This window comes from Mycolicibacterium lutetiense, assembly GCF_017876775.1.
Lineage (GTDB): Bacteria > Actinomycetota > Actinomycetes > Mycobacteriales > Mycobacteriaceae > Mycobacterium > Mycobacterium lutetiense.
The window spans coordinates 340988-355746 of record NZ_JAGIOP010000001.1 but is presented as its reverse complement, the minus strand read 5'-3'; the positions used below and the strand labels follow the sequence as shown (position 1 = coordinate 355746).

At 67.1% G+C, this 14759-nt stretch carries 14 protein-coding genes and 1 tRNA gene; 9 read left to right on the top strand and 6 right to left on the bottom strand.

Annotated features, from left to right (window positions below; translation table 11 throughout):
* Positions 1 to 4: 4 nt before the first annotated feature.
* The gene (locus JOF57_RS01750) at positions 5 to 658 is read left to right on the top strand and encodes a DsbA family protein (protein WP_209913053.1); all 654 of its coding nucleotides are present in this window, start codon (positions 5 to 7) and stop codon (positions 656 to 658) included.
* A gap of 19 nt (positions 659 to 677) precedes the next feature.
* Here the strand turns inward: JOF57_RS01750 and JOF57_RS01745 are convergent, their stop codons facing one another.
* From JOF57_RS01745 to mfd, 3 genes are all read right to left on the bottom strand, one after another.
* Positions 678 to 1493: a serine hydrolase gene (locus JOF57_RS01745; RefSeq protein ID WP_209913052.1), complete on the bottom strand. Its 816-nt coding sequence runs from the start codon at positions 1491 to 1493 to the stop codon at positions 678 to 680.
* 122 nt (positions 1494 to 1615) lie between these two features.
* Entirely contained in the window at positions 1616 to 2671 is a 1056-nt protein-coding gene (locus tag JOF57_RS01740; RefSeq protein WP_209913049.1) for a nucleoside triphosphate pyrophosphohydrolase, read from the bottom strand.
* 2 nt (positions 2672 to 2673) lie between these two features.
* The gene (gene mfd, locus JOF57_RS01735; protein WP_209913047.1) at positions 2674 to 6321 is read right to left on the bottom strand and encodes a transcription-repair coupling factor; all 3648 of its coding nucleotides are present in this window, start codon (positions 6319 to 6321) and stop codon (positions 2674 to 2676) included.
* A gap of 67 nt (positions 6322 to 6388) precedes the next feature.
* On the opposite strand from mfd, the gene JOF57_RS01730 reads away from it, so the two are divergent.
* Positions 6389 to 6949, top strand: a complete 561-nt coding sequence (locus tag JOF57_RS01730; protein WP_209913045.1) for a hypothetical protein — start codon at positions 6389 to 6391, stop codon at positions 6947 to 6949.
* A gap of 81 nt (positions 6950 to 7030) precedes the next feature.
* A complete protein-coding gene (lysA, locus tag JOF57_RS01725; protein WP_209913043.1) occupies positions 7031 to 8371 on the top strand; it encodes a diaminopimelate decarboxylase in 1341 nt (446 codons plus the stop codon).
* A gap of 57 nt (positions 8372 to 8428) precedes the next feature.
* On the opposite strand, the gene JOF57_RS01720 is transcribed toward lysA, so the two are convergent.
* From JOF57_RS01720 to JOF57_RS01710, 3 genes are all read right to left on the bottom strand, one after another.
* Complete coding sequence (locus JOF57_RS01720) at positions 8429 to 8758, bottom strand: ArsR/SmtB family transcription factor (RefSeq protein ID WP_209913041.1); 330 nt, start codon at positions 8756 to 8758, stop codon at positions 8429 to 8431.
* The gene (locus tag JOF57_RS01715; protein WP_209913040.1) at positions 8751 to 9200 is read right to left on the bottom strand and encodes an SRPBCC domain-containing protein; all 450 of its coding nucleotides are present in this window, start codon (positions 9198 to 9200) and stop codon (positions 8751 to 8753) included. Before JOF57_RS01715 ends, JOF57_RS01720 begins: the two co-directional genes overlap by 8 nt.
* A gap of 88 nt (positions 9201 to 9288) precedes the next feature.
* The gene (locus JOF57_RS01710; RefSeq protein ID WP_209915701.1) at positions 9289 to 9882 is read right to left on the bottom strand and encodes a TetR/AcrR family transcriptional regulator; all 594 of its coding nucleotides are present in this window, start codon (positions 9880 to 9882) and stop codon (positions 9289 to 9291) included.
* Positions 9883 to 9967: 85 nt separating this feature from the next.
* Between JOF57_RS01710 and JOF57_RS01705 the strand changes: the two genes are divergently transcribed.
* The 6 genes from JOF57_RS01705 (at position 9968) to JOF57_RS01680 (ending at position 14634) form a co-directional block, all read left to right on the top strand.
* A tRNA-Gln gene (locus JOF57_RS01705) sits at positions 9968 to 10039 on the top strand.
* Between the two features lie 84 nt (positions 10040 to 10123).
* The gene (gene glmU, locus JOF57_RS01700; protein ID WP_209913038.1) at positions 10124 to 11572 is read left to right on the top strand and encodes a bifunctional UDP-N-acetylglucosamine diphosphorylase/glucosamine-1-phosphate N-acetyltransferase GlmU; all 1449 of its coding nucleotides are present in this window, start codon (positions 10124 to 10126) and stop codon (positions 11570 to 11572) included.
* A 186-nt stretch (positions 11573 to 11758) separates the two neighbouring features.
* On the top strand, positions 11759 to 12739 hold the full coding sequence (locus JOF57_RS01695; protein ID WP_209913036.1) for a ribose-phosphate diphosphokinase: 981 nt from the start codon (positions 11759 to 11761) through the stop codon (positions 12737 to 12739).
* Complete coding sequence (arsC, locus tag JOF57_RS01690) at positions 12736 to 13083, top strand: arsenate reductase (glutaredoxin) (RefSeq protein ID WP_209915700.1); 348 nt, start codon at positions 12736 to 12738, stop codon at positions 13081 to 13083. The genes JOF57_RS01695 and arsC overlap by 4 nt, the downstream gene beginning before the upstream one ends.
* Positions 13080 to 13727, top strand: a complete 648-nt coding sequence (locus tag JOF57_RS01685; protein ID WP_209913034.1) for an LpqN/LpqT family lipoprotein — start codon at positions 13080 to 13082, stop codon at positions 13725 to 13727. Before arsC ends, JOF57_RS01685 begins: the two co-directional genes overlap by 4 nt.
* A gap of 25 nt (positions 13728 to 13752) precedes the next feature.
* Positions 13753 to 14634 carry an oxidoreductase gene (locus JOF57_RS01680; protein WP_209913032.1) on the top strand — a complete coding sequence of 294 codons (882 nt, stop codon included), beginning with the start codon at positions 13753 to 13755 and terminating at the stop codon, positions 14632 to 14634.
* Positions 14635 to 14759: the final 125 nt, after the last annotated feature.

The following is a 14759-nucleotide window of genomic DNA, read 5'->3' as shown; positions in this document are numbered from 1 at the left end:
TCAGATGACGCGCAACACCCGAATCCTGCTGACCGCATTCGTCATCGCGTTGATGGCCGTCGGCGTTCTCGTGTACCAGTCAAGTCGCGATCGCGGTGCGCCACCGCAAGCTGCGACCGCCGACGCCGGCCAGCTGGTTCGCGACAACAGTCACCGGCTGAGCTCCGTGCCGGACAGTGCGGTCACCTTCGTGGAATTCCTCGATTTCGAATGCGAGGGCTGTCGCGCGGTGCACCCGGCGATCGAGCAACTTCGATCCGAGTACGGCGGTCGGGTGAACTTCGTCATCCGGCACTTCCCCATGAGCGGGCACTTCAACGGTGAACGGGCAGCGCGCGCCGTCGAAGCCGCGGCCCAACAGGGCAAGTTCGAGGCGATGTACAAGAAGATGTTCGAGACCCAGGGCCAGTGGGGCGAGAAACAGACCCCGGCCGACGAAGTGTTCCGCACCTTTGCCGCCGAACTCGGCCTCGACATGACCGCATTCGACAAGGCCTACCGCGACCCCGCCACCGCCGCACGGGTCCAACTCGACGTGGCCGACGGCCGCGCCCTGGGCGTGCAGGGAACACCGACCTTCTTCCTCAACGGCTCCCGTATCCAGCCACACAGCCTTGAAGACCTGTCCACCGCGTTCGACAAGGCTCTGGCCGAATAGCTGTGTCTGGCAGTCTTGCTCAGCCGTTCGGCCCGAGCAGAATCTGGCTGAGCCGGGTGGTGGTGGCGACCCCGTCGTCGTAGCCGCCCTGCCCGTTGAGCCCGTTCATGATGGCCAGCGTGTAGCGCTGGTTGGGTCCGGCGAAGCCGACCGAGTTGACGACCCAGCCGCCCTGTTCCTGCGACCACCCGTTCTTGTTGCCGGGGCTCATCGACGGCCCTGCGCCCCACACACCCCACCGTTGCTCTCCCCCAACCCGCTGCATCTCCGCGACCACGGCGGCCGCGTCGGGCGGATTCAGTTGGGTCAGTGCGTAGTTCATCAACCGGTCGAGGTCATTGGTGGTCGATTTCTGGAAGCCCCAGTACGGGAACATGTCGCCGAATCCCGGTTGCGGCCTCACGTCCGTCATGCCGTAACGCGGGAAACCGGCATTGAACGCCTTGTGATCGGGTCCGCCGTAGCGTTTCCACAGCGAATCGGCCGCGTCATTGTCGGAGTCCCGCAACATGTTCACCATGAGCTGCCGATCATTGCCCGACATGCGCAACGCCCCGGCACGTTCCCGGGTCAACAGGTCGACCACCATCGCCAGCTTGATGGTGGAGGCGGTCCAGATCATCGTGTTCGCATTGGGATTGGCGTAGCGCGTCCCCGCGGCACGGTCACGCAGGACATACCCAACGGTGCCGGGCCGCGACGCCAAGTAGGCGTCCGCCGCCGCGATACGCGAGCGCAGGTCGCAGCCCGTTGCCGCACAGTCCGCCCCGGCCTGCGGTGCAACCGTTCCCAGACTGAGAGCCACGACGACGGCAACGACCCGCAGTACCCGCATGCGGCCACCGTAATTCGGCCCCGAGGTGGCGGGCTGATGCCACGCCGTCAGGAGGTACGCCACCGCCGTAGCTCGCGTTCGTAACGTGCTGGCGGCAGAACCGGCCGGGAATCGCCCTGGGGTTACGAGCGGGGCGGATCTTCCTCGGCGTCATCGTCGACGGCCTCAGCGTCGGCCTCAAGCTCGGCGTCCTCGTCGACCTCGGGTTCGACGGCCGGCACCTCGACCACCGCACCCGGCCAGTACGCTCGCCACTCGTCTTCGGTGATCGACCCCAGCGGTGTCGCGTCGAGTTCCTCGGGAACATCCTCGCCCCGACGGCCGGCGGCGACGTCGGACTCCACCAACCGCACGGTGTCCATGAATTCCAAAACCGCACTGCGCAGATCGTTTTCAGCGTCAGCGTCCGCCGAAACCACCACCGCCGTCAGCGCCGCGGGCACCAGGTCGGCGGGCAACCCGGCCTGCGTCACCCGGGCCAGCACCTTCTGTGTCAGCGCCAGCGCCGGCTGCCCGGTGGGCACGTCATCCATCGACGACGCACGGGCCTTCACCTTCTGCTCCTGGGCCTTGCGTTCCTCCCACTGGGCCAGCTGCTCCTCCAGTGAAATCGATTCTCCGGCAAGCACTGCCGGCACCCGATTACCGAGCTTGCGGACCAGCGAATCGGCGACATCGTCGATGTCGAACGGATGCACGGGCGCATCCTCGGCGATGCGGGCGTGGAACAGCACCTGCAGCAGCACATCGCCGAGCTCTTCGCGCAACTCGTCGGCGTTGCCGCCGCGGACCGCGTCGAACACCTCGTAGGTCTCCTCCAGAAGGTAGCGACGCAGCGAATCGTGGGTCTGCTCGCTCTCCCACGGCCCGTCGGTGCGCAGCCTGTCCATCATCACCACGGCATCCACGAGCCGCTCCCCCGCCTGCGCCTGCGGGGCCGCGATCAACCGGTCCCCGGCCGCCAATCGGGCCTTGACCGCCGGATGCTCGGGATCCGAGGACAGCAGCACCGGTGCCGGGTTGTCCTCGTCGTCGCCGTAGATGGGCCGGGCGGCGGGCAACGTCCACGGCACCTTGATCGGCATTTCCTCGGTGTACTGCACGTCGCCGGTCAGGAATTCGATCGCTTCGACCGGGACCAGCGACGGGCGGCGGGGATCAACCAGAACGACAGTCATGGTCACACCTCCCCAGTTACCTGCGAGAACTTCGTTATATCAACATCCGACTGGCCTTTGCCATGAAGAACGAGCACCAGACCGGCAACCATTTGGACAATGTCGAGGTCGCGGATCCGCGGCGAGCCGATGCTGTCGCTCTCGCGTGGGATCGGCACCTGAACCACTGAGGTGGTGGCCCGGTAGTGCGCACCCGGGTACATCCGCTTGAGCCGCAGCTGCGCGGAATCGGGCAGCACCAGTGGTGACACTTTGATCGTCGACGCCGACACCGCGCCGATCTCGGTGATGCCGTATTCCCGGCACAGCAACCGCAGCCGCGCCACCGCGACCAGGCGCTGCACCTCGACCGGAAGCGGACCGTACCTGTCGACGAGTTCGTCGACAACCGAGTCCACAGCCCCATAATCGGTAGCGGCGGCCAGCCGACGGTAGCCCTCGAGCCGCAACCGGTCACTGCCGATGTACTCCGGCGGCAGGTGCGCGTCAACCGGCAGATCGACCCGCACTTCTTTCGCTTCCTGCGGTGTGGCCACGGTTTTCCCGTCGGCGGCGGCCCGGTAGGCCTCTACGGCCTCTCCGACCAGCCGCACGTAGAGGTCGAAACCCACCCCCGCCACGTGGCCGGACTGCTCGGCACCCAGCACGTTGCCCGCACCGCGGATCTCCAGGTCCTTCATCGCCACGGCCATGCCGGCACCCAGCTCGTTGTTCTGCGCGATCGTGGCCAGCCGGTCGTAGGCGGTCTCGGTGAGCGGTGAATTGGGCGGATAGAGCATGTAGGCGTATCCGCGTTCCCGGCTACGACCCACCCGGCCCCGCAGCTGATGCAGCTGCGACAAGCCGAAAGTGTCGGCCCGCTCGACGATCAGCGTGTTGGCGTTCGAGATGTCCAGGCCGGTCTCGACGATCGTGGTGCAGACCAGGATGTCGTACTCGCGGTTCCAGAAGCCCTCGACGGTCTTCTCCAGCGTGTCCTCGTTCATCTGCCCGTGCGCCACCACGACCCTGGCTTCGGGCACCATCTGACGAATCCGCGCCGCGGCCTGGTCGATCGTCCGGACCCGGTTGTGGATGTAGAACACCTGCCCGTCGCGCAGCAGCTCGCGGCGCAGCGCCGCGGCCACCTGCTTGTCGTCGTGCGGACCGACGTAGGTCAGCACCGGGTAGCGCTCCTCGGGCGGGGTGAGGATCGTCGACATCTCACGGATGCCGGCCAGGCTCATCTCCAGGGTGCGCGGGATCGGGGTGGCACTCATGGTGAGCACGTCGACGTGGGTGCGCATCGACTTGATGTGCTCCTTGTGCTCGACGCCGAACCGCTGTTCCTCGTCAACGATGATGAGGCCCAGGTCTTTCCAGGTCACACCGGTCTGCAACAGCCGGTGCGTCCCGATCACCACGTCGACCGCCCCGTCCTTCATGCCTTCCATGGTGGTGCGTGACTCCGCGGGATCGGTGAACCGCGACAACCCCTTGACCGTCACCGGGAAACCCGCCATCCGGTTGGTGAAGGTCTGCAGGTGCTGATCGGCCAGCAGCGTCGTCGGCACCAACACCGCGACCTGCTTGCCGTCCTGCACCGCCTTGAACGCCGCCCGCACCGCGATCTCGGTCTTGCCGTAGCCGACATCGCCGCAGATCACCCGGTCCATCGGAACCGGCTTCTCCATATCGGATTTGACCTCGGTGATGGCGGTCATCTGGTCGATGGTCTCGGTGAAACCGAACGCATCCTCCATCTCGTTCTGCCATGGGGTGTCAGGCCCGAACGCATGCCCGGGCGCAGACTGGCGCTTGGCGTACAACGCCACCAGTTCACTGGCGATCTCTCGAACAGCCTTGCGGGCCTTGGTTTTTGTGTTGGCCCAGTCGCTTCCGCCGAGCTTGGAGAGCGACGGCGCCTCGCCGCCCACGTAACGCGACAGCTGGTCCAGCGAATCCATGGGTACATAGAGGCGGTCCGAGCTGTCCTTTCCACTGCCCCTTTTGCCTGACGCGTACTCCAGTACCAGGTACTCGCGGCGGGCTCCACCGACCACCCGCTCGGTCATCTCGACGAACTTGCCGATGCCGTGCTGATCGTGCACCACCAGATCACCGGCGGTCAGCGCCAGCGGATCGACAACGTTACGCCGTTTGGCCGCAAGCTTTTTGCCTGCCGATGCCGTCACCCGGTTACCGGTCAGATCGGTCTCGGTGATGATGACGAGGTTGGCCCCCGGTAGCACCACACCGTCGTGCAGCGGACCCTTGAGCACGCCGACCACTCCGGCCTTGGGCGCTGCTCCGGGCTCCAATATTGCTGCGGGCGTGTCCGCTTCGCCGAGCTGCTCGACTATCCGGTTCGCGGTTCCGGCACCCGGGGTGACCACGGCGGCGTATCCGCCGGTGGCCACGTGGGCGCGCAGCATCGCGAAGATCTCTTCGAGACTCTGCTGACTACGCGCCGACGGCGACGGTCGCAGGTCGAGTTCGGTGGCCTTGCCGTCGGGCAGCTGGCTCAACGTCCACCAGGGGTGCCCGCCGGCGACGGCGTCCTCGTGCGCCTGCGCGAACGGAACGAACCCGGACGCCCCCAACGCCTCGATGTCGATGGGGGCATCCCCGCCGACCGCGGCCGTCGACCAGGAGGCCTCCAGGAATTCCCGCCCGGTCTTGATCAGGTCGGCCGCCCGGGTGCGCACCTTCTCCGGATCGCACAGCAGCACCGGGGCGCCCTCGGGCAAGTGGTGCGTCAGCGTCGTGGGCTGCACCGGATGCAGCAGCGGCAGCAGCGCCTCCATGCCGTCGACCGGGATGCCCTCGGCGAGCTTCGCCAGCATGTCGGGCACGCTGCCCGGCACGCTGTTCTCGTGGGTGGGGTGCTCGGCGGCGAGCACCGCGGCACGCTCACGCACATCGGCGGTCATCAACAGTTCACGGCACGGCACGGCAACCACGTTCTGCACCGGGATCTCAGGGATCGAACGCTGGTCGGCGATCGCGAACATCCGTATCTCGGAGATCTCGTCGCCCCAGAATTCGACGCGCACCGGGTGCTCGGCGGTGGGCGGGAAGATGTCGAGGATGCCTCCGCGGACGGCGAACTCCCCGCGTTTGCCCACCATGTCGACGCGCGTGTAGGCGAGGTCGACCAGGCGCGCGACCACGCCTTCGAACTCGGCCTCCGCACCGACGGCGAGAGTGACCGGCTCGGTACCCACGACATCGGGGGCCATGGGCTGCAGCAGGGATCGGGTGGTGGTGACCACCACCCGCAGCGGCAGACCCAGCCTCGCGTCGTCGGGATGAGCCAGCCGGCGCAACAGCAACAACCGGGCAGCGACCGTTTCCACGCCCGGCGACAGGCGCTCGTGCGGCAGCGTCTCCCAGGACGGGAACAGCGCGACGGCATCGCCGAAGACGCCGCGCAACTCAGCGGTCAGATCGTCGGCCTCACGGCCGGTGGCGGCGACCACCAGCAACGGCCCCTGCTGGGCCAACCCGGCGGCGACCAGCACGCGGGCGCTGGCCGGGCCGACGAGTGCGAGATCGGCGGGCCGGTCGGCGGCACGGCGAAGGACGTCCTGCAGTGACGGATCGGTTAATGCCAGCTCGACGAGACCCGCAATCGGGGTCTGGACATGGTTGTGCCCCGGTGCGGTCATGATGACGCCATTCTACGGGGCCGGGAATTCGGCTCCGTCCCGATCTGCCCCGGGCGATCATGGAGCAATGGTGCGTGTGGCGGTGGCGGCCGTATCGGTCCTGACGGCGGTCCTGGCCGGGTTGTGGCTCGCCACCCGGGAAACCCCACACACCGCGATTGCGACACACCTCGGGCCCGACGGTATCCCTGACTTCGCCGCCTACCCCGCCGCCGATCCGGCGCGGTACGTCCTGCACGAGGGTCAAGGTTTTCCGGTCCAGGGGTTTCGCACCCCCGACGGCTTCGTCTGCATGACCACCCAACACCGGGCGATGTACGCCCTGGACTGCCGCGGGCCGTTCGTCGGGGCGCCCCATGACGCCAACCTCGCGCATCTGTTCAGTTACGGCACCACCAACGGTGCCATCCCGATGAGCTTCACCCACACCGATGAGCCGCTCAGCCCCGTCGACGGCCTACGCGAGGACGAGGCGCCGATCCTGCCCGCCGGTCAGCGCTTCGAGGCGGGCAACGCCACCTGCATCCACACCGACGACATCCTGTTGGCCTGCCGGATGGCCGACGCCGTCAAGGGCAACGGGTTCGTCGCCACCGGTACCGGCACCACAACGTTCGGTAGGACCTGAGCCCGTCAAGATTGAGCGGATCGGCGTCAAGGGATCGTCAAACCTGGTGACGCGGGCCTGCGCGGAGCCGACGCTGAAGTCATGACCCTGCTGGACATCCTGCCGTCGCTGCGCGGCACCACCCGACCACGGCTCGACCCGAACATCTGGCCGCTGACCACGGGTGTCGACGAGTTGGGCCGGATCACCGTCGGCCGGGTGGCACTGACCGACATCGCCGACCAATACCGCACCCCGGCCTACGTGCTGGGCGAAACCGATTTCCGGACCCGCGCCCGGCGCTACCGCGCTGCGCTGCCCCAGGCCGCTGTGGTCTATGCCGGCAAGTCGCTGCTGACTACCGCTGTGGCCCGCTGGGTTGCCGAGGAAGGCCTCGGTCTGGATGTGTGCTCGGCGGCTGAACTCGCGACCGCGTTGGCCGGCGGGGTCGACCCGGCGCGCATCGTGCTGCACGGCAACGCCAAATCCTGTGACGAGCTGCGCAATGCGATCGACGTCGGCGTGGGCCGCATCGTGATCGACTCCCCGATGGAGATCACCTACCTGGCCGGGTTGGTGCGTCGGCCCCAGCCGGTACTGATCCGGGTCACCCCCGACATCGACATCCACGGGCATCGAGCGGTCACCACGGGCGTGACCGATCAGAAGTTCGGCTTCGCGTTGGCCGACCGCCGAGCCGCCCGCGCCGCCGCTCGCATTCTGGCCACCCCGAACCTCGATCTGGTTGGGCTGCACTGCCACATCGGTTCGCAGATCAGCGATCCCGCGCCCTACGGCGAGGCCGTGCACCGGCTGATCGGCGCGATGGCCGATATCCGTACCGAACACGGCGTACTGCTGACCGAACTCAACATCGGTGGCGGCCATGGGGTTCCGTATGTCCGCGGGGACGCGGCCCTCGATACCGGCGCGTTCGCCGCCGTCGTCGACGACGCACTGACCACGGCCTGCGCGGCCGAGCGATTTCAGCGGCCACGTCTGGTCGTCGAACCCGGCCGGGCCCTCAGCGCACGGGCGGGCGTGACGTTGTACCGGGTGTGCGGGGTGAAGTCCCAGCCGGGTGGGCGCACGTTCGTCGCGGTGGACGGCGGCATGAGCGACAACCCGCGGGTCGCCCTGCATGGGGCGAAATACACTGTGGCCCTGGCAAATCGACATCCGCTGGGCCCGAGCGTGGTGGCCACGGTGGTCGGCCGGCATTGCGAAGCCGGTGACGAGATCGTGCACGATGTCGAGCTGCCCGCCGACATCCATGCCGGCGATCTGCTGGCAGTAGCCTGCACCGGGGCCTACCAACACAGCATGGCCTCGACCTACAACATGGTGGGCCGCCCACCCGTGGTGGCGGTGCGCGACGGCGCTTCGCGGATGTTGGTACGTCGTGAGACGACCGCCGACCTGCTATCGCGGGATCGGGGATGAGCCGCTTGCACGAAGACCCGGCAGTGGAGTTGAGCCGCTTGCGCGAAGACCCGTCGGTTACGTTGATCCGCCCCGCTCGGCAGCGTCCTTGATCCGGGAAAGCCGACGCTCCCACCCCGCCGCGATTCCGTCGAGCCGGCGTGCCACCTCGCTGAGCCGGGCCCCCACCGCCTCGTACCTGATCTCTCTCCCGGCCCGGGTGGCGACCACCAGGCCGACATCAGTGAGCACTTTCAGATGTTTGGCGATGGCCTGGCGGCTGATCGGGAGCTCGTCGGCCAGTGCCGACGCAGACGCGGGCCGACGCCCGAGTGCCACCAGAACCTGCCAGCGGCTGTCGTCGGCAAGTGCGGCGAAAACCTGTACCGGCGAGGCATTCTCATGCATCGGCAGCGGCCCCCACCAGGTACTTCTGGGCGAGGTTCAGCTCGATCGGCCAGCCGCCGCTGTGATCGTCGAACCGGGAGCGGCGGTCGGCCTCAGGCTCGTCGAGCGAGGCGAACCCACTCTCGACGACACGCAGCAGCACGCCGGACGGCGCCGGGGTGATCCAGAATTCGACAAGGGTCGAAGAGCTGTCCACGTCGTCGGCGTCGATGTGCCACCGGAAGGCCGCGTAGCGCGGCTCGTCGAGTGTGACGGTCCGCAAGGCGAACCTGCCGTGTGTGGGGTCGGTGACGATGGCGACGTCGCCGTCACGGTCGATGCGATGTTCGGTGATCCGCTCTTCGTTGATGTACCAACCGGGTTCGCTCACCAGGTCCCAGACGCGTTGCGCCGGTGCGTCGATAGCGATCTCGCGCTCGATGCGGTCGTAGTCGGTGGTCATGTCAGGATTTCCTCTCGCCGGATTACTGCAACCCAACAGTTGCACATGAAGACCCGAGATTGCAACCCCCAGGTTGCAGTTAGTTGCGCTACTCCTCGTGCAGGATCGGATCGGACTCGAGATGGGTCAGTCCGTTCCAGGCCAGGTTGACCACGTGCGCGGCCACCACTTCTTTCTTGGGCTCACGCACGTCGAGCCACCACTGCGCGGTCATCGACACCGAACCGACCAGCGCCTGGGCATACAGCGGCGCCAGGTCCGGGTCGAGCCCGCGGCGGGAGAAATCCCCGGCCAGGATCGAGGACACCTGATTGACCGCGTCGTTGAGCAACGTGGCGTAGGTCCCCGAGGTGATGGCCGCCGGCGAATCGCGGATCAGGATGCGGAAACCGTCGGTGCGTTCCTCCACGTAGGTCAGCAGGGCCAGGGCCACCCGTTCGACCCGCACCCGGGACCGGTTGTTGGTCAGCGACGAGGTGATCCCGTCCAGCAAGGCCGACATCTCCCGGTCGACGACGACGGCGTACAAGCCTTCTTTGCCGCCGAAATGCTCGTAGACCACGGGTTTGGAGACGTTCGCACGCTGGGCGATCTCCTCGATCGAGGTCCCCTCGTAGCCTCGTTCGGCGAACAGCGACTTGGCGATCTCGATGAGCTGTTGTCGCCGTTCACTGCCGGTCATCCGGGCCCGGGGGGCCCGCACTTCCTTCTCGGGTGCTGCCACGCATATCAGGCTAGACCGTTCGACTAGAGTCTCTCCCGGACATTCCGTCGTGGTGTAATCGGCAGCACCTCTGATTTTGGTTCAGATAGTTCAGGTTCGAGTCCTGGCGACGGAGCTCAAACTTCCGCGAGCGACCGCAATATGACACTAAGGACGGCGTGTCGGCGTACAGACCCGGTCGCTCGCCGGAGAGGAGAACATGACCGCACCGATGGAGGCCGCAGTCGTCGTACTGGCGGCAGGCGCCGGCACCCGGATGCGCTCGGACACCCCCAAGGTGCTGCACACCCTGGCCGGCCGCAGCATGCTCAGCCACGCCGTGCACACCGTGGCCAATGCCACCGCCCGACACCTGGTGGTCGTCCTCGGTCACGACCGGGAGCGCATCGCCCCCGCTATCGGCGAGCTGGCCGACAAGCTGGGCCGCACCATCGACGTCGCGATCCAGGATCAACAGCTCGGCACCGGCCACGCCGTGGCCTGCGGCCTGAGCGCACTGCCCGACGAATTCACCGGCACGGTCGTGGTGACCTCCGGTGATGTCCCGCTGCTCGACGCCGACACCCTGGCCGGCCTCATCCAGTCCCACAGCGCGCAACCGGCCGCGGTCACCGTCGTCACCACCACCGTGCCCGACCCCACCGGTTACGGCCGCATCCTGCGCACCCAGGACAACGAAGTAATCGGCATCGTCGAGCAGGCCGACGCCACCGACTCACAGCGGGCCATCCGCGAGGTCAACGCCGGCGTGTACGCCTTCGACATCGCCGACCTGCGCTCGGCGTTGAGCCGGCTGAGCTCGAACAACGCCCAGCAGGAGCTCTACCTCACCGACGTCATCGCGATCGTGCGCCAGGACGGCCGGACGGTGCGGGCCATGCACGTCGACGACAGCGCGCTGGTCGCCGGCGTCAACGACCGGGTGCAACTCGCCGACCTCGGCGCCGAGCTCAACCGCCGCATCGTGGCCCGTCATCAACGCGCCGGTGTGACGATCATCGACCCGGCCTCCACGTGGATCGACGTCGACGTCACCATCGGCCGCGACACCGTCGTCCGCCCCGGCACCCAGCTGCTGGGGACCACCGAGATCGGCGCCGGCTGCGAGATCGGTCCGGATTCCACCCTGACCGACGTCGAGGTCGGTGACGGCGCATCCGTGGTGCGCACGCACGCCCAGCTCGCTGTGATCGGCGCGGGCGCGACCGTCGGCCCGTTCACCTATCTGCGGCCGGGCACGACCCTCGGGGCCGAGGCCAAGCTCGGCGCCTTCGTCGAGACGAAGAACTCCACGATCGGTACCGGCACCAAGGTGCCCCACCTGACCTACGTCGGCGACGCCGACATCGGCGATCACAGCAACATCGGGGCCTCCAGCGTCTTCGTCAACTACGACGGCGAGAACAAGTACCGCACCACCATCGGCTCCCACGTGCGCACCGGCTCCGACACCATGTTCATCGCCCCGGTGGCCGTCGGCGACGGTGCCTATACCGGCGCGGGCACCGTGCTGCGCGACGACGTCCCGCCCGGCGCGCTGGCGGTCTCGGACAACGCCCAGCGCACCTTCGAGGGCTGGGTGGAACGCAAGCGTCCGGGGTCTGCCGCGGCCGAAGCTGCCCGCAAAGCCCGCGGCGAGGGCGACTGAGCACGTCAATGCGGCGAATTGCAGCCACTATCGAGCAGCAATCCGCCGCATAAGCGGTTATCGGTCCACCCGGCCCAGCGGCTGAACGGACGTTTCATGTTGGCAATCTGGTAACCCGGCTACGAACTACCGGAAACGCTACGTACGATTGCCCCGTATCGATCCCCAACCGCGAAGGCAGCCATAGTGGCCACGGACTGGACCGACAATCGAAAAAACCTGATGCTGTTCTCGGGGCGTGCGCACCCCGAGTTGGCGGAGCAAGTGGCCAAGGAACTCGGCATCGAGGTCACGGCGCAGACCGCCCGTGACTTTGCCAACGGCGAGATCTTCGTCCGGTTCGACGAGTCCGTGCGCGGCTGCGACGCGTTCGTGCTGCAGAGTCACCCTGCGCCGCTGAACCAGTGGCTCATGGAGCAGCTGATCATGATCGACGCGCTCAAGCGCGGTAGCGCCAAGCGGATCACCGCGATCCTGCCGTTCTACCCGTACGCGCGGCAGGACAAGAAGCACCGCGGCCGCGAGCCCATCTCGGCCCGCCTGGTCGCCGACCTGCTCAAGACCGCCGGCGCCGACCGCATCGTCTCGGTCGACCTGCACACCGACCAGATCCAGGGCTTCTTCGACGGCCCCGTGGACCACATGCGCGCCCAGTCGCTGCTGTGCGGCTACATCGCCGACAAGTACAACGACTCCGACGTCGTCGTGGTGTCACCGGACTCGGGCCGCGTGCGTGTCGCCGAGAAGTGGGCCGACTCGCTGGGCGGCGTGCCGCTGGCGTTCATCCACAAGACCCGCGACCCGCTGGTGCCCAACCAAGTCGTGGCCAACCGGGTGGTGGGCGACGTCAAGGGCAAGACCTGCATCCTCACCGACGACATGATCGACACCGGCGGCACCATCGCCGGCGCGGTCAAGCTGCTGCGTGAGGACGGCGCCAAGGACGTGGTGATCGCCGCGACGCACGGCGTGCTGTCCGACCCGGCCGCCCAGCGCCTGGCCGATTGCGGCGCCCGTGAGGTGATCGTCACCAACACGCTGCCGATCACCGAGGACAAGAAGTTCCCACAGCTGACCGAGCTGTCCATCGCGCCGCTGCTGGCCAGCACCATTCGCGCGGTGTTCGAGAACGGTTCGGTGACCGGGCTCTTCGACGGGTCGGCATAGCGGTGCCGGCGCGTATCTACCACAACCCGAAGTGCTCCACCTCACGCAAGACGCTGGACCTGTTGCGCGAGAACGGGATCGAGCCCGAAGTTGTGCAGTACCTGAAGACGCCGCCGACACGCGATGAGATCGCCGCGCTGATCAAAGCTGCCGGGATCGATGTCCGCACCGCGGTGCGCAAGCGTGAATCCCTCTATGCCGAACTGGGTTTGGCCGATGCCTCCGACGACGAACTGCTCGATGCGATGGCCGAGAACCCGATCCTGATCGAGCGGCCGTTCGTCGTCACCGACAACGGCACCAGGCTGGCCCGGCCGATCGATTCGGTGCGCGAGATTCTGTGAAGCAGCTGCTCGCCACGGCCGGCGCGCTGGCGGTGCTGGTTACCGGTTGCGGCGCCGAAACGCCTGACTACAAGTCGATCTGGACCACGAGCTCGACGGCTCCGGCCGCCGCCGCCGCCGACAAGCAGCCGGTGCCGCTGTGGCAATACCTGGAGGAATCCGGTGTGATCGGCGAGGCCATCGCGCCCGAGAAGATCCCGCGTCTGACGGTGACCATGCCGAACCCACCGGGATGGCATACCTACAACAATCCGAACCTGGCCCCAGGCACCCGGATGATCGCCAAGGGCGACACCTACCCCACCGCGATGATGCTGGCCTTCGCCCTGCACGGTGACTTCGACATTCCCAAGGCCCTCAAAGACCACGGTTACGCCGATGCTCAACTGTCGGAGAACTTCAAGCAGCTCAACGCATCCACCGCCGACTGGAAGGGCTTCCCGTCGGCGATGATCGAGGGCAGCTACGACCTCAACGGCAAGCGCATGCAGAGCTACAACCGGGTCGTCATCGCCAATGACGGGCTGCAGCCCCCGCAGCGGTATCTCATCCAGCTGACCGTGACGACCTACGCCGATGAGGCTGCGGCGCAGGGGCCGGACATCGAATCGATCATCGCGGGCTTCAACGTCGCGAAGAAGTAATTGAGCCACCCGTAGGGTGGTCAGCATGAGTGGATGGACCAGCGCCGACCTGCCCTCGTTTTCCGGCCGCCGGGTGATCGTCACCGGCGCCAACAGCGGGCTGGGGCTCATCACCGCACGTGAGCTCGCCCGCGTCGGCGCCAAGGTCACCGTTGCGGTGCGCAACCTGGAGAAGGGCACCGCAGCCGCCGAGACGATGACCGGCGCGCAGGGAAACTCTGTCGAGGTCCGCAAACTCGACCTGCAGGACCTGGCCTCGGTGCGAGAGTTCGCCGACACCGTCGAGAGCGTCGACGTACTGATCAACAACGCCGGAATCATGGCGGTCCCGCTCAGCCGCACCGTCGACGGCTTCGAGAGCCAGATCGGCACCAACCACCTCGGCCATTTCACGCTGACGAATCTGCTGCTACCCAAGATCACCGATCGGGTGGTGACGGTGTCCTCGTTGATGCACATGATCGGGAAGATCAGCTTGGGGGACCTGAACTGGAAATCGCGGCCGTATTCGGCGTGGCTGGCCTACGGCCAGTCCAAGCTGGCCAACCTGATGTTCACCTCCGAGTTGCAGCGCCGGCTGACGGCCTCGGGGTCGCAGGTGCGCGCCCTGGCCGCCCACCCCGGCTATTCGGCCACCAACCTGCAGGGCCAGACCGGCAACAAGTTCGGCGCGCGCATGATGGCGACCGCCAACCGGGTTTTCGCCAGCGATGCGTCGTTCGGCGCCCGGCAGACCCTGTTCGCGGCGTCCCAGGATGTTCCCGGCGACAGCTTCATCGGGCCGCGGTTCGGCCAGTTCGGCCCCAGCCAACCGGTCGGGCGCAGCCCGCTGGCCCGGCGGGTGGACACCCAGAGGGCGCTCTGGGGATTGTCCGAAGAGCTCACCAAGACGGCCTATCCGCTGTAGGGGCGTTGGGCGATTTCCACCGGATTTTGGGGCGACCTGCGTCGTTTGCTACCCTGACCTGGCGTCACGGCGAGGGTGGACCTTCTGGACCACCGTTATCGGCGGGAACTTCTGTAAGTGTTGTG

What these genes read in the sequence shown, in the direction of transcription:
- JOF57_RS01750 (WP_209913053.1), top strand. Translation starts at nt 5, where the DNA reads ATGACGCGCAACACCCGAATCCTGCTGACCGCATTCGTCATCGCGTTG.
- JOF57_RS01745 (WP_209913052.1), bottom strand. Translation starts at nt 1,493, where the DNA reads ATGCGGGTACTGCGGGTCGTTGCCGTCGTCGTGGCTCTCAGTCTGGGA.
- JOF57_RS01740 (WP_209913049.1), bottom strand. Translation starts at nt 2,671, where the DNA reads ATGACTGTCGTTCTGGTTGATCCCCGCCGCCCGTCGCTGGTCCCGGTC.
- mfd (WP_209913047.1), bottom strand. Translation starts at nt 6,321, where the DNA reads ATGACCGCACCGGGGCACAACCATGTCCAGACCCCGATTGCGGGTCTC.
- JOF57_RS01730 (WP_209913045.1), top strand. Translation starts at nt 6,389, where the DNA reads ATGGTGCGTGTGGCGGTGGCGGCCGTATCGGTCCTGACGGCGGTCCTG.
- lysA (WP_209913043.1), top strand. Translation starts at nt 7,031, where the DNA reads ATGACCCTGCTGGACATCCTGCCGTCGCTGCGCGGCACCACCCGACCA.
- JOF57_RS01720 (WP_209913041.1), bottom strand. Translation starts at nt 8,758, where the DNA reads ATGCATGAGAATGCCTCGCCGGTACAGGTTTTCGCCGCACTTGCCGAC.
- JOF57_RS01715 (WP_209913040.1), bottom strand. Translation starts at nt 9,200, where the DNA reads ATGACCACCGACTACGACCGCATCGAGCGCGAGATCGCTATCGACGCA.
- JOF57_RS01710 (WP_209915701.1), bottom strand. Translation starts at nt 9,882, where the DNA reads ATGACCGGCAGTGAACGGCGACAACAGCTCATCGAGATCGCCAAGTCG.
- glmU (WP_209913038.1), top strand. Translation starts at nt 10,124, where the DNA reads ATGACCGCACCGATGGAGGCCGCAGTCGTCGTACTGGCGGCAGGCGCC.
- JOF57_RS01680 (WP_209913032.1), top strand. Translation starts at nt 13,753, where the DNA reads ATGAGTGGATGGACCAGCGCCGACCTGCCCTCGTTTTCCGGCCGCCGG.